The sequence below is a fragment of the Streptomyces sp. NPDC088553 genome, from assembly GCF_044752965.1.
In the GTDB taxonomy this organism is placed as follows: domain Bacteria; phylum Actinomycetota; class Actinomycetes; order Streptomycetales; family Streptomycetaceae; genus Streptomyces.
Genome location: NZ_JBIVMG010000013.1, coordinates 1 through 15,256, shown reverse-complemented (window position 1 = coordinate 15,256; position 15,256 = coordinate 1). Strand labels below are relative to the sequence as shown.

Annotated in this window: 4 protein-coding genes and 1 pseudogene; 3 read left to right on the top strand and 2 right to left on the bottom strand. The window is 66.9% G+C overall.

Going from position 1 to position 15,256, the window contains the following annotated elements:
* Window positions 1-198: 198 nt before the first annotated feature.
* Window positions 199-792, top strand: coding sequence for a telomere-protecting terminal protein Tpg (gene tpg / locus ACIP8Z_RS33310; protein ID WP_402090075.1), 594 nt, complete (start codon window positions 199-201; stop codon window positions 790-792).
* Between the two features lie 282 nt (window positions 793-1,074).
* On the opposite strand, the gene ACIP8Z_RS33305 is transcribed toward tpg, so the two are convergent.
* On the bottom strand, window positions 1,075-4,563 hold the full coding sequence (locus tag ACIP8Z_RS33305; protein WP_402090073.1) for a DNRLRE domain-containing protein: 3,489 nt from the start codon (window positions 4,561-4,563) through the stop codon (window positions 1,075-1,077).
* A gap of 662 nt (window positions 4,564-5,225) precedes the next feature.
* Between ACIP8Z_RS33305 and ACIP8Z_RS33300 the strand changes: the two genes are divergently transcribed.
* Together ACIP8Z_RS33300 and ACIP8Z_RS33295 are read left to right on the top strand one after the other, a co-directional pair.
* Window positions 5,226-12,518, top strand: coding sequence for an RHS repeat-associated core domain-containing protein (locus tag ACIP8Z_RS33300; RefSeq protein WP_402090071.1), 7,293 nt, complete (start codon window positions 5,226-5,228; stop codon window positions 12,516-12,518).
* Complete coding sequence (locus ACIP8Z_RS33295) at window positions 12,515-12,901, top strand: hypothetical protein (protein ID WP_402090069.1); 387 nt, start codon at window positions 12,515-12,517, stop codon at window positions 12,899-12,901. The genes ACIP8Z_RS33300 and ACIP8Z_RS33295 overlap by 4 nt, the downstream gene beginning before the upstream one ends.
* A gap of 132 nt (window positions 12,902-13,033) precedes the next feature.
* On the opposite strand, the pseudogene ACIP8Z_RS33290 reads toward ACIP8Z_RS33295, so the two are convergent.
* A pseudogene (locus ACIP8Z_RS33290) lies at window positions 13,034-13,903 on the bottom strand (tyrosine-type recombinase/integrase); the annotation flags it as partial.
* Window positions 13,904-15,256: the final 1,353 nt, after the last annotated feature.

Sequence of the window (15,256 nt, the reverse complement as noted above, 5' to 3'; positions counted from 1 at the left end):
CCTGCATGCGCTTCTTCGCAGGTCCCAAGCTCTGGCTGGAGGACCCCGCCGATCTCCTCTCCCGTTCGACCTCCCCAGCGGTCCGCGTGGCCAGGTAGCTGCTGCTGCGCCTTGCCTGGTTCTTCTTCGCGGGGAGCGAGGCGGTGACTGGCTCTCAGGCCGCTGTACCGTGCCTGGGCTTCGCCATGGTCTGGCGTCATGTGCCACCGGAGGGCAGCTGGATGGCCTTGCGTGGTTCTGCATGCGCATGTGCATTCTCGTGCACACGACGCCCGCCTCATCGACTGCTCTGGTGAAGGATCGGACATGACCGTCGATGCGGCTTTGCGCGGTGTGCTAGCGGGTGCGTTCACCCGGCTGAGTCCGAAGTCTGCTGGTGCCCAGGTCCGCCACCTCGTCAAGCAGCACCACGGCAGCGCCCGCGACGTCGCGGCCCTGCTCGGCGTCTCCCAGCGCACCGTCGAGCGCTACGTCCGCGACCAGATCGAACAGCCGCGGGCCGAGCTCGCCGACCGTATGGCTGCGGAGGTGCGCCGGCGGTGGCAGCCGCAGGTCCGGGCCAGGGCCCGCAAGGCTGCCGTCACGTCGGCCCGGCCTGATGGTGGACGTCCGTGTCCGGTTCGGGTTCACCGCAGCGCCGGGTACCACCGACGACGCGTGTATGCGCCCCCTCGCCCTCGCTCTTCCGCCCGGGCAGGTCGCCGGCCTGCCAGCTCGACCAGGAGGCCGGCGGCGCGGCGGCCGCCGTCACGGAAGTACACCTCACCCGGAGCGTCTGCGGTGGCCTGCTGAAGCGTGCTCATGGACAAAGCCATCGAGGCGACCGAGATCGAGCAGATCCAGTTCGAGCTGTAGGTTCGGCGGGCTGTTTTTGAGCTGGCCAGGACGGAGCCCCAGATAGCACTGGTTCGGGGCTCCGTCACTGCTGCTTGCGGACGTCGAATGGAGGTAGGGCGGTTGTTGCCACCCTCATGCATGATCGCCTGGGCGTCCCGACAGCGATGGCGGTCGAGTCTAGGGCCGACCGTGGGGCAGGGTGTGCCGGTGGTGGCGGGTCCTGCCCCTGGCCATGTGTCAGCCGATGGCGCGTAGGGCGGTCCAGCCGCCTTCGCCGGCTGTGAAGGGGGTGCCGTGGGCGGTGCGGCCGCCGGGGTAGAAGTAGAGCTTTCCGTCGCTTTTGATTGCCCAGAGGTCGGGGATGGTGTCGCCGTTGGCGTCGGGGGTTCCCATGATCATGGGCACGGAGGTTGCGGCCCAGCCGCCGGTTCCGTAGACCTCGTCCTTACCGGTCTTGGAGTTGGCGGCTGCGGCCAGTGATGTGAGGTCGACGCCGCCTCCGGTGGCGGGCTTGCCGTGGCGCAGCAGCAGACCGCGCCCGGTTTCCTCGCCACGGAAGAGGAGGTCGGGTATGCCGTCTCCGCCGATGTCGGCGACGCTCACGAGGTCGCGGCTCGCCCAAGATGTGCTGGTGAGCAGCCGGGCTTCGGTGAAAGCGGCCCCGGTGTAGCCGATGAAGGCCCATAGCTGCTCACCCGTGGTGGCGAGCACGTCGGGGAGGCCGTCTCCGGTGACATCGCCGGTCGCCGTGATCTGGCTGAGCGTGGCGGGTGCGGGTGCGTTGCTGGGGAGCAGGATTTCGCGGCGTTTGGTGATGTTGACGGCGCCGTAGCCGTCTCCGGGGTAGACCCAGAGTTTGTCGCCGACGCGGGCGATGAGGTCTTGGAGGCCGTCGCCGCCGTAGAAGTCGCCGTTGTGGGTGATGAGTGCGCCGGTGAAGTGACCGGAGAGCGGGGCGGTGAATGTTTCTTCTGTGTCCCCGCCGTTGGGGTCTTTGTTGGGGTTGTCGCGATAGGCGGCGGACATGGAGATGTCGACGTCTCCGGTGCCTTTGGAGAGGTCCGTGGTGGCGTGTGAGGAGTAGAGGCGCAGGTTGCTGGCTGAGTTGAGGGCGAGCAGGTCGGGGAGTCTGTCGCCGGTGAAGTCGCCGGCGGCGTCGGCCTGGTCGCGGGGGGTGACGTAGAAGAGGAACTTCGTGGGTTCGGAGACGTGGCCCGCGCCGTCGACGGCTCTGACGTACAGGACGTTGGGTCCGGCGGCTGGGGGCTTGACGTTGCTGGCTGTGGCCCAGGTGGTCACGGGGGTGCCGATGGCGCGGGTCAGCGAGACGGGATAGCTGTTGGTGTTGAAGCCGTACTCGTACCGGATGACGTCGCTGTCGAGGGCCCGGAAGTAGACGGTGCCGGGGGTGCCGAATTTCAGCTTGGACCAGTTGGCGTCTTCGGGGTCGTTTCCGAAGCTGTTCTCACCGCTGTCGGCGTTGGGGAAGTCGTTGGAACCGACTCTTGGGGGGCGGGGGGCGGCGCTGTCGAAGATGAAGCGGCAGGGCAGTGTGGCCGGCGCGTACGGCGAGCTGGCGCCGGCGTCGTCGATCGCGCGGACCGACCACGAGTACATGGTGTTGTTGAGCAGGCCGCTGGTGGAGAAGCCTGGCGTGGTGCGCAGGGCCGCGCTGGTGTCGCCGCCCACGGACACGGTGCCGGTCGACTTGAGCATGTCGCCGGTGATGTGCCACTTGTTGGTGGGCCACATGGTGAAGTCGAGGTAGTCGAGGTTGCCGTCCTTGTCGGTGGACCGGGCGGTGAAGGTGATGGCCTCGGCTCCGACCCTGACGTACGGGGGCGTGGTGGTGCATTTGAAGTCGGGGCCGAGGTCGAGGTTGGTGGGGGCGGTGGGCGGCCGGTTGTAGGTCAGTTCCAGATAGGGGGCGTTGTCACCGTCTGCCTGGAATTTCTTCCACGCGTACTGCGACTTCTCGTCCCTGGCCCGCATGCCGAAGGTGATCATGCTCTTGCCCTGGTCGGCGGCTTTCTGCGCGGCGCCCAGGACGTTGAACGTCTCGTACTCGTCACGGCAGTGGGACTTGTAGCCGTGGGCGAAGCTGCGGGCCGGTGCGGCCAGGTTGGAGTCGGTAAGGGGTGGTGCGTTCTTCCAGTTGGTGCGTCCGTTGATGGGGCTGGTGACGTGGACGGACATGGCTCGCGCGCTGCAGGACCAGGAGTACGTCTCCAGCATCCGCAGGGTCGCCTTCTGGATCTTCGCGCCCTTGAGGTTCTTGTCGTAGGCGATGTTGAAGTACGACCGGGAGGTGCCCCAGGTGTCGGATTCGAAGCCGACCCGGGCCTCGTGGGTGCCGCCCTTGTTGAAGTCCTTGCCGTTGAAGAACGTGGCGTTGGGGTGGCGGCTGTAGGCGGTGGTCCAGTCCTGGGTGTGCTTCTTGACGGTGGGGTCGATGAAGACGGGGTAGACGGTCGCCGGGTCGTTGAGGAAGTCCTGGCTGGGGGTGAGCAGCCAGGTGCCGTCGCCGAGTTCGGCTTCGACGATGTCGCCCCGGGACTCGGGGGAGGGGCCGTTGAGCAGCGGCAGGCTCAGCGTGGTGGCGTCACCGGTCTGGGAGGGTGCGGGCGTCGGCTCGGAGGGAACGGGTGGCAGCGGGGCGTCGGTGATCGTGGGAGCGGCCTCGTCCGTGGCCGTGGGCAGGACTTCGGCCTCGGGATCGACGTTGTCGTCGGCGAGTGCTTCGGTGGTGCTGGGGGTCGGTTGCGGGGCGCTGGTGGTGGCGGCCGGCGTCTCGGGAGACTCGGGGGCGGTCGGCTGGGAGGAGGCGCCGAGTTGGCCGTCGGTGACGGCCGGCGCGCCGCTGCTGTCCCACATCAGCGGGGTCGGCGAGAGCGCGACCTCCTGCCCGTCGAGGTTCTCGGCCGTGACGATGCCGGAGGACGAATCGAGCCGGAATGTGAGAGAGGGGGAGGAGAGGCCGTAGGACAGCTGCGCGACGCGCGGGTCGGCCGCGGCCTGGCGGTTCTTGACGACAAGAAGCTGGGCGAAGCCGTCGTCCTCGGCCGTCAGGACAAGGTCGGCACCAGGGAGGATCTCCGGGTACAGGGCGCGGGAGCCGTCGATGACCGGCGTGGGGACGGGCCCGGGCCAGGTGAGCTGGATCTCGTGCGTCTCCGGGATCTCGGCCGTGCCGCCGACGGTGAGGGTGACCAGACGGCTGCCCGCGTCGCCCTCCGCCTTCAGGCTCTTGACGAGCGAGACCCGGTGCACTCGTCCGCGCGATGCCCGGTCCGCGCCGCCAGGACCGCCGCCGGAGAACACCACCCTCGTGTTCGTGGCCACCGGCGCCCAGCCCGAGCCGGTCCGCTTCAGCGTCGTGTCGATCTTCTTCCACTCTTCGCCGACCTTGGCCCAGACCGGGGAGGAGTACAGCTTCTTCGTCATCAGCCCGTCGGGGCGGGCCCAGGTCGTCGAGCGCGCGGTCCGCAGCGCGGTGACTTCGACGGGCTTGCCGGCCTTGCGGGCCAGGGATACCGCCGACGCCTCGCCCACCTTCTGCTCCGCGGGCTTGCCCGTGCCGTCCTTGCTGTCGGCCGGAAGAGTCGGCGCCTGGTCGCCGGAGCGTGCCTGGAAGCCGGCGTAGGTGATGCCGCCCGCTGCGAGCGCGGCCGCGACCACCATGGCACCCACGCGCCGTGCCGTCGGCCGCTGCCATGTCTGTCTCATCGGGTGAGGACCCTTCTTCCCAGCATTCCGGGCTCTGACGGCACCGGCTGAAACCACGAAACCGGCCATGACGTCAGGGAAGGGGGGACTCCGGGTGGGGATCACGACCGCGCGCATGGCTGGGCGAGCCGATGATGGCTCATCAACCCCGGCGCGTCACCCCACAGCTGATGTACGCCGGGGCCACTCCCCTCCGTCCGTGGACAGCGGCCGCGAGGCCGCGAACCTCGTGTGCAGGTGCCGAGAGGACTCTCGCGCGGAGAGAGATCGCATGAAAACGGGATGAAAGATCGCCGCAATCGGTCACTTCGTCGTGCGATGCGTGTATCGCGGATAATCGTCGTTCTTGGCCCTTGACCTGCGGAAATGTGCCTCAACTTCAGAATCAGACCATCCGGTCGCATTCAGTCGACTACGTACCGTGACAATACTCACCTCCGGCACATCACATCTGGAAATCCTTCACGAACTGCACGCAGAATCTGCGGGATCTGAAGTGCAATCACCTGCGGCCCGCCTTCCGGCTTCCGCTCCAGGTGGTCCGGAGGGACCTCGCCTTGTTCGCTCGTCACCGCCAAGCCCGCCGCCGGGTTCGACGCACCGTCATACCCGCGCTCGGCGCAGCCCTGCTGGTGGGTCTCCTGCCTGCCCAGTCCCTGGCCATGCCACCGGACCCTGCGAACGTCGAGGCGGGGCGCGAGACCATCGAGGCCGAGCCTCTCGAGCTCGAAGAGATCGAGCTCGACAAGCCCGTCGAGGGCGAGACGTTCGAGAAGGACCTCAAGACGCTCAAGGCCGAGGTCCCCACCGACCAGCAGCAGGCACCCGCCGGGACGACGACGCCACCGGCCGCCGATACCGAGTCCTTCAGCTTCGGCTCCGCCTCCGCCGCTGTCAGCGCCGCCTCCTTCACGGCCGCCGCGACGGCGGCGACGGAGGAAGGCGGCCTCACACAGATCCCGAACATCCCCGTCCTCGCCGGACAGGCAGCCGGTCACCCCGCCCCGACCGGCACGTGGCAGTTCAGCGTCGTCGACCGCGGCAGCGAAATCAGCCAGACCGGCGAAGAAGCCCTCAAGGTCGGTTCCCTCGTCACCGTCCAGGCCCCTACGACCGGCTCCGTGCCTCTCTCCGTGGGCATCAACTACTCCACGTTCGAGAACCTTCACGGCGCCGACTGGGCCACCCGCCTGCGGCTGGTTCAGTTCCCCGAGTGCTACCTCACCACGCCCCTCGTGCCGGCGTGCCAGGAGTACGAGGAGCTCGAGACGGTCAACGACCCTGTCTCCAACACCGTGACGGCCACGGTCGACACCGCCGCCGACGGCACCGTCACTCCCGCCACCGCCACAGCACCCGGCGCCGCGTCCGGTCCGGTGGTCATGCAGGCCGCCTACACAACCGTCACCCCCACCGCCGCAGGCGGCGACAAGGCCGTCATCGGCGCCGTCGACTCCGGCGCAGGCCCGGGTGGCTCCTTCAAGGCCACACCGCTGGCCGCAAGCGGCAAGTGGTCCGCGGGCGGCTCCTCCGGCGCGTTCACCTACTCCTACCCGATGGTGATACCGCCCGCCCCGGCCGGCCCCGCCCCGAACGTCACGCTCTCCTACAACTCACAGGCCGTCGACGGCAAGACCGCCGTCTCATCCCCCCAGGCATCGTGGATCGGCGAAGGATGGGACTACAACCCCGGCTTCATCGAACGCCGCTACCGCTCCTGCAAGGACGACACCCACAAGCTCACCGCCGGCACCCCCAACAACACCGCCAAGGCCGACAAGACCAGCAGCGACCTGTGCTGGGTCTCGTACAACGCGGTCATGTCCCTCGGCGGCAGCACCACCGAACTCGTCCGCGACCCCGAGACCGGCAGTGACCCCGAGGCCGACACCGAGAGCTACCGCCCGCTGAAGGATGACGGCACCCGTATCGAGCGGCTCGTCACCGCCGGCACGAACGGTGACGACAACGGCGAGCACTGGAGGGTGACCACCACCGACGGCACCAAGTACCACTTCGGCCTGAACAGGGTGGGCGGCGGTCACGCCGACAGCAACTCCGTCTCCACCGTCCCCGCCTTCGGTAACCACCCGGGCGAACCGTGCCACGCCACCGCCTTCGCCTCCTCCCGCTGCGGTACCGGAAAGCAGCAGGCATGGCGCTGGGGCCTGGACAAGGTCGAAGACGTCCACGGCAACGTCATGATCGTCAACTGGAAGCAGGAGTCGAACTACTACGCCGTCCGCGGCAAGCGCGACGGAGTCCTCCCCGAGCAGTACGAGCGCGCCGCCTACCCTGTCAGCATTGAGTACGGTCTGCGCGCTGCTGACTTGACCAAGCCTTCCGCCACGGTCGTGTTCGGCACCGACCAGCGCTGCCTGAAGACCACCGGCTGTGAACCGGGCAACTTCAAGCCCGGCAACCCCACCTCCTACCGGCCCTGGTGGGACACGCCCGGCAGCCTCAACTGCGCTTCGGGTTCCAAGCTCTGCCCGGCCTTCCCGTCCTTCTGGACCCAGCTCCGCCTCAAGACCGTCACCACCAACGCCGCCCGCGCTGGCCAGACCGGTCTCGGCCAGGTCGACACCTACACCCTCAACCACTCATTCCCCGAAGACTGGTACGACACCGCCCCCGGCCTCTGGCTCAACTCGATCACCCGCCGGGGCTTCGCCCCCGGTGACGCCACCGGGACCCTGCAGTCCAAGGACGGCGTGAGCTTCGACCACTACACCGTGGGGAAGCGGTCGCACGAAACCCTCCGTAAGTACCTGCTCGACAAGCAGCTTCCCAACCTCGTCTCCAGAGACGCCAAGGACAAGCGTCCCGGCTTCACCCGGCCCCGCATCGGCACCATCGCCACCGAAGCAGGCGCCGACATCGAAGTCGAATACATCGGCGGCTGCCAGTACCAGCCCGCCACCGACAACGAACAGGCCAACAGCGCCTGCTACCCCGTCCACTGGTCCCCTGACGGCGAGGAGAAGACCCCCGCCAAGGCATGGTTCAACAGATACGTCGTCTACTCGGTCACCGAGACAGACAAGATCGCCAACATCTTCGGCAAGCCCGTCAAGACCACCTACGACTACTCGGGCCCGGCATGGGCCAAGAGCGACGACGAATTCCTCCGCCCTGCCTTGCGCACCTACAGCGACTGGCGCGGCTACCGCCGCGTCACTGTCACCAAGGGCCCCAAGACCACACCTCCCACGACAGCCCCCAAACCGGGCGACCCGCCCCACGCGCCCCCCTCCCAGTCACAATCCACCACGCTCTACTTCCAGGGAGTCGGCGGCGAGGTCAAGGACTCCGTCGACGGCACCGTGCTCCTCGCCGACGACGCCCCCCAGTACGCCGGCATGACCGCCGAAACCATCACCTTCCTCAACTCCGACACCGCCAGGACCTACTTCGACAACGACCCGGCGACGAAGCCCGTCTTCAAGAGCCGGACCCGAACCTTCCCCGACACGTCCTTCGAGACCGCCTCACGTGCCCGGCAGGCAGAGGACGGCACGGACCTGCCCGCCCTGCGTGCCTACCGCACGGGCGTCAAGCAGACGGACAGCATCCAGGCCGACGGCGCGAACTGGCGGGGCGTCCGGACCGCGACCCTCGACCGCGACGAGACCTACGGACTGCCCACTGCCGTCGAGACCGCCGTCGTCACCCGCAACGGCAACACAGAGACACTCTCCGAGCAGACCTGCACCAAGACGTCCTACGTCCACAACACCGCCGTGTGGCTGATCGGACTGCCCAGCACCGTCCGCACCACCGCCACCACCTGCGCCGATCACGCCGGCGCCGACACCGCCACCGAACTCAAGGGCTCGGTCCAGAGCCGCTACGACCACCTCGACCACGGCGCCACCCCCACCAATGGCCTAGTGACCGAAGTCGACGGCATCGACGGCACCGGCAGCACTCACTCCATCACCACCAGCACCAACTACGACGATCTCGGCCGCGTCACCAGCGTCACCACACCCGGATCCGGCGAGACCAGGACCGAGTACACCCCGGCGACAGGGGGCCCGGTCACCGTGGTCAAGACGTTCAACGCCAAGAACCACGCCACCAGCACGACCCTCGACCCCGGCCGCGCCCTGCCCCTGACGGTCACCGACCCCAACGGGCGCGTCACCCGCACCCAGTACGACGCCCTCGGCCGGCTCATCAGGGGATGGTCCGCCTCCCGGTCCGCCGGAACCCAGACCCCCAGCGTCGAGATCGCCTACCAGACCGCGAACGTCGCCGCCGACGGCAAGACCAGTCCCGCAGCCGTCACCGTCATGACCCTCAAGGACGACGGCAGCTACGGCCGCCAGGTCACGCTCTACGACGGCCTGATGCGCCAGGTCCAGACCCAGTCCGAAGCCCACGGCCCCGGACGCATCGTCACCGACACCTCCTACGACGATCACGGCCTGGTCGCCGAACAGACCAGCGGTTACCTCGTCAAGGGCGAACCCGTCACCGACCTGTTCAAGGTCAAATCAGCCACTCTAGTCAAAAGCCGGGTCAAGACCGTCTACGACGGCATGGAACGCCCCGTCAGGCAGATCCCCTACCACGGACAGACCCGCCGCGCCTGGACCACCACCACCTACGGCGACACCACCACCGCCGTCGACCCCGCAGGCTCCACCATCCCCACGACCACCACGGTCACCGACGCCCTGGGCCGCGTCACCGAGCTCAGGCACCACACCGGACCCGGCGCGTACCGCTCGACCAAGTACAGCTACGACAAGCGCGGCAACCGTGCGGGCGTCACCGACCCGGCCGGCAACACCTGGACCTACCTCCACGACACCCGCGGCCGCGTCACCTCGGCCAAGGACCCCGACACCGGCATCACCCAGACCCAGTACGACAACGCCGACCGCCCCACCATCGTCACCGACGCCCTCGGCCAGACCACCTACACCACCTACGACGTACTCGGCCGCATCACCGCCGTTCACGAAGGATCCAAGCTGCAGGACCCGGTCAAGGCGTACACCTACGACCCGGCCGGAGCCCTCGGCCTGGCCTCGGAGTCCAAGCGCCACACCACCACCGGCGACTACACCACCAAGATCACCGGCTACGACACCGAGTACCGCCCCACCGGCCGCCAGGTCACCATCCCCGCCAATGCGATGACGACCGGCCTGTCCGGCACCTACGCCTACGACTACACCTACACCCCCACCGGAAAGCCGCTCTCCGTCACCCTGCCCGCCAAGGGCGGCCTGCCGGCCGAGAAGGTCATCACCCGCTACAACGAAGACGGCCTACCCGAATCCACCTCCGGCAAGGCCTGGTACACCTCCGACGTCACCTACTCCCCCTACGGCGAAGTCCTCCGCTCGGTCTCCAGCGCACAGCCCTACCGCATCTGGACGACCAACTCAATCGACGAACACACCGGCCGCCTGACGCGCACCGTCACCGACCGCGAAACGGCCGGCCCCCACCGCATCTCCGACACCGGCTACGCCTACGACGCCGCCGGCATGATCACCGCCAGCGCACGCCAGGACGCGGTGACCAACACCAGCACCACCTGGGACAACCAGTGCTTCACCTACGACACCATGGGTGAACTGGTCAACGCCTGGACCTCGAACATCAAGCCCAACGGAACCGGCACCGGCTGCAAAGCCGCATCAGGAACCACCTGGGGCTACAACAGCACCGGCGCACCCTCCAGCGGCCCCGTCGCCGACGCCTCCAACGCCGCGAACACCGAACCGGCCGGCCTGTCGAACGCCGCACCCGCGGCCGGCACCGTCGCCACCAACACGGGCACCCCCACCACAACACTCACCGGCGCCGTCACCGGTCAGGCCGCTTACCGCCAGTCCTTCACATACGACTGGATCGGCAACCGCGCCAAGATGACCGAGCACGACCCGACCGGCGACACCTCCAAGGACGTCGCCTACACCTACAACCACAGCACCACCCAGCCCCACACCCTCACCTCAGCCACCTCCACCACCGCGGGCAAGAACAGCGCCTACACCTACAACCCCACAGGCACCACCAAGACCCGCGACCTGCCCGGCGGCACACCCGGCACCCCGGAACAGACGCTCCAGTGGACACCCGAGCACAAGCTCGAGTCGAACACCGTAGGCACCACCAAGACCACCTACGTCTACGACGCCAACGGCAACCGCATCCTCGAAAACTCACCCACCGGCAGCACCCTCTACCTCGGCGAAACCGAACTCACCACCGACACCGTCGGCCTCATCACCCGGGCCACCCGCGCCTACACCCAGCCCGGCACACCCACCGTCATCCGCACCGACAACACCACCGGCGTTCACGTCCTCCTCACCGACCACCTCGGCACCGCCCACACCACCGTCGCAGCCACCGACGGCCAAACCATCACCCGCCGAGCCCTCAAGCCCTACGGCGAAACCCGCGGCCCCAAACCCGCCAGCTGGCCCAACAAGCGCAGCTACCTCGGCGTCGGCATCGACGACACCACCACCGGCCTCACCCACATCGGCGCCCGCGAATACGACCAGAACACCGGCCGCTTCATCTCCGCCGACCCCCTCATCGACCTCACCGACCCGCTCCAGATGAACGGGTACACCTACGCCAACGGCAATCCGGTCTCGAAGAGTGACCCCACCGGTCTTCGCCCCGATGGCATTTGCGGAGGAAACTCCAGCACATGCAACCCGGACGGCGGCAACGAGATGTCGGTCAACTATCACGAAACCTGGCAGCCTACAGGATCTGGGTGGAAATTCTCTGCCTACCAGGAATGGAATGGACAGCGCCTCTTCAAGCAGGAAGGTGGCGTGAACTGGGGAACCGTTGTCGATCTGACACCCCGCAAGCTTGTGCTCAATTGGAACACCATCCCGGGAATCGGACGCTCCTTCGCCGCGTACTGGTCGGCGTCCCCCATATCGCTGCTTCCGGGCTCTCCGACGGACTTCTACGACAGCACCGTGCAAAAGCTTGGCGTGGATACCAATGACCCAGGGTATGAAGATGGTGAGTTCCTGGGCGACGCGGCCAGCATTATGTTTATGGGGGTTGGCGCCGCTAAGGGAGCCGCGAAAGCGGCGGCAAAGGGACCGTGCCACTCCTTCCTGCCGGGCACCGAAGTTCTCATGGCCGACGGCGCTCGAAAGAAAATCGAGGAAGTCGAGGCCGGGGACACCGTCGTCACGACCGATGTCGACACGGGCAAGAACGCGGAAAAGAAGGTCCTCGAAACCATCAAGACCGAGGACGACAAAGACTTCACCGAGATCACCCTCGCAACGGGTAAGAAACTTTCAATCATTGTTGCCACCACCACCCACCCCTTCTGGGTCCCCGCGCTAAGGGAATGGGTCCCGGCTGGCAGTCTCAGCGCTGGTCAATGGCTCCGCACCAGTGCAGGCACGCTGGTTGAGATCGCAGAACTCGACCATCACACAAAGTGGCAACGCACGCATGACCTCACCATCGAGGACATCCACGCGTACTATGTGCTGGCGGGGGCTACGCCGGTCCTGGTTCACAATTGCTCAACCAACCTTCTTTCGGCAGAAGACCAGCTGAACGGGTTTATACCGAAAGTCGAGCGCGCTGAGGGATATCACGACGTTTGGATCCATGGTTCCCCGGATGGGGTCGCCCCCAGCTTCAATGCTGCGGAAGGCGGATCCGGTCTAATTAACCACCGGGTGCTCGCAGGCCTGATAAAGAGTGATCCGAACTACGCCGGCGGTCCAATTAGGCTCTGCTCCTGCCAGACTGGTGCGTCTCGAGGAACCTTCGCGCAGGATCTTGCCAATAAACTCGGCGTGGAGGTCCTGGCACCCACCGGCTACTTGTACGTACGCCCCAACGGTAGGATCAGCATTGGTCGTGAGGGTGCAGCGCTTGGTCGATCCCACTTCCATGGCGAATGGGCGAGCTTCCTTCCCGGAGGGGGCAGATGACAGGAGAGGGCATCGTGAGACGTGCAGGATTCTATGGATCTGCTGAGGAAGTCTCCATTGCGGCGACCTCTGTCGAGCACCCCTGGGAGGCGTTGGCAGCGCGCTATCTAGAGCAAGGGGAGGTTATTGTCGCCGCAAGCCAGTGGGTTGATGATCTACTGGATGTGAGTGCCAAGAGAATCTGCCAGTACTCAATTCGGACAGATGGTGCCTGGGTGTGGCCGAGCAGCCTGGCGTACTATGTGAGGCAGTATCACGTGAAGCTCCCCGCCGAGTTCCTTAATCACATGGCAGCAAATGATTGGACAGTGGGGGAATTGGAGGAGGCCGCGGTAGATGAAATCTATGAGCGGCTAGACGAGTTCACCGAATCCAGTCAATGACAAGCGACGATAGAATCTGACCAGTCTCGACGCGCGGCTTCGCGGAGAGCGGGGCCCGTCAGATGCCAGAGGCCCCACCGGAGCATTCCGGTGGGGCCTTTGTGCTGCTTGACGGCAACGGTGACGGCAACGTCAGAAGACAACGGTAGCGCCGGGTGGGCTGTCAGGGGTGTCGCTGTCTCCGCTGAGGGCGCCGTTGAGAGTGTCGATGGCTTGGCGTTGGAGGCGAAGCCTTACGTGGGCGTAGACGCCGGCGGTGACGCCGATATGCGCGTGTCCGAGGAGTTCCTTGATCACGACGAGGTCGACACCTTGCTCCAAGAGCAGCGTGGCAGTCGAGTGGCGGAGGTCGTGGAATCGGATACGCCGGAGCCCGGCGCGGTCGAGGAAGCTGCGGAAGCGGCGCGTGAGGTTGGCGGGGTCGAGAGGCCTGCCGGCCGGGGTGGTGAAGACGAGGCCAGTGTCCTGCCAGGCTGACCCTGCGGTCTCGCGCTCCGTGTCCTGCTGCTGTTTGTGCTCCTTGAGGGAGTGGATGCATTCGGTCGGGAGCGCGATGCGGCGTTCGGATGCCCGGGTCTTGGTGGGCAGGTGGGTGAGGCCGCTGGTGCGGGTGCGCTGGAGCGAGTGGCAGATGGTGGCGGTGCCTACGTTGAGGTCGAGGTCCTCCCACCGGAGGCCGAGGAGTTCGCCCTTGCGGAGTCCAGTACGTAGGGCGAGTTCGTACAGCGCGTGGAGCCGGTCGGCGCGGGCAACGTCGAGGAACTGACGGGCTTCGGTCGCGGTGAGCGGACGGAAGCGCCTGGGCTGGTGCGTGGTGGTCTTGACGTTTCGGGGCAGCTCGTCTTCGCGGACGGCGTGTTCCAGTGCCGACTTGAGCACCGAGTGCACGTAGGTCACGGTCAAAGCGGACAGCTGCTTCTGGCAGCACTCGTCGATGGCGCAGCACCTCTTCCGATCGGTGTCCAGGCCCTGGGTGCAGCACTGGCAGGTGGTGCGGAGTCGGGTGCAGCATCCCTCGATCCGTAACTCATTGGTCAGTGCACGGCGCACGTTGGGCAACCGTTTCGGGCGCTGTGGCGCGTTTACGCGGGGTGCGCGGCGATCCCTCTGCACCAGCATCTAATGTCGGGTCTGGCTTCCGACCGGGCTGCTAGCGGATCTTCTGGCCGTCATGTAGCTTCCCGCCGCACCGGGGGCGACCACCCCCGCCGGGACGGTCGACGGCTCGACTTGGCCCGCGAGAGAGGTGATCAGCGCTGTGCTAATGAAAAATGTGGGCCATCTCACCTTCTGGCGTCTCGTGACGTCTCGTTTTGTTCCTACGCGTTCCGATGAGGACCGAAGGGACGTAAATCTGTTCCCGAAACCGGTCCGCAAACGCTGTGCTTGCGGCAGCAGAATCGAGGAGGCCGCAATCCTCGGATAAATTTGCCCACACGCACAGAAGGAGCCCTTCATCCCCGACGGGCAGGTCGGGAGGGCTCCCTGCGCGGTATCCCAGCACGTCCTCAGAAGACGAAAGGAAGACCTGCATGCAGAGTAACAAGTGCGGCAGCAAGGGCAACAATGGACCGGTAGACCACTGGGCCATCAGCGCGCTTCGCAGCCTGCGTACACGTCTCAACCTGTCTGGACAGGGTGCCCACGACTACTTCCTTCGTGGCGCCAGTCAGCAGCTCGGAGTATCGGCAGTCAGCTTGGTGATTCTCTGGATCCAGACCCGCTAGCTGGCCACAACGGCTGGACAGCGTGCTTTCAACCGTCGAGATCGAGGGCACGCTGTCCCCGGAGCTGCCGTCCCGAGTTGATACGACTCGGCGTACTCCTACTGCTCGCAGCGCGACGTCGGCATCGTCGCGATGGGCACTGTGACCGCCCTGGGGGGCGTGGGTATAGGCAGCCCCGGCCGGTGATCGCACGCGCCTGCGGCTCGCCCGGTGACGCGGACGCGGTCGTACGCCGTTCGCCGCAGCGAGGTCGGCGACGGTGGAGCCGAGGAGCACGGCGCCCTGATCGCCGGCGCGGGCCCAGCAGCGAGTAGCCACCGCCCCGACCCTCTCAGGCTCCCCGGTGGGTGCCCGAAGCCGGAGGTGTGCGTACCGCTCATGCGGGGGGCGAGGAGGACCATTGCACGGGCAGCCCGCTTGGCCTTGGCCCAGCGACGAGGAGGTCCAGTGGGGTGGGCGGGAACGTGGCTGGGCCCCGACCCAGGGGGAGGGAGTCGGGGCCCAGCTGAGCCGCGAGCCAGGGCCGGCGGCGGGGTGTGCGGTTCAGCGGTGGCGGAGGGTGTCCTTGACGTCTTCCTTGGCCTGGCGGGCGTTGCCCTTGGCCTGGTCGGCGTGTCCTTCGGCGGTC

Excerpts from the sequence above, each read along its gene's own strand:
- ACIP8Z_RS33300 (WP_402090071.1), top strand. The coding sequence starts at position 5,226 with ATGCCACCGGACCCTGCGAACGTCGAGGCGGGGCGCGAGACCATCGAG.
- ACIP8Z_RS33305 (WP_402090073.1), bottom strand. The coding sequence starts at position 4,563 with ATGAGACAGACATGGCAGCGGCCGACGGCACGGCGCGTGGGTGCCATG.
- tpg (WP_402090075.1), top strand. The coding sequence starts at position 199 with ATGTGCCACCGGAGGGCAGCTGGATGGCCTTGCGTGGTTCTGCATGCG.
- ACIP8Z_RS33295 (WP_402090069.1), top strand. The coding sequence starts at position 12,515 with ATGACAGGAGAGGGCATCGTGAGACGTGCAGGATTCTATGGATCTGCT.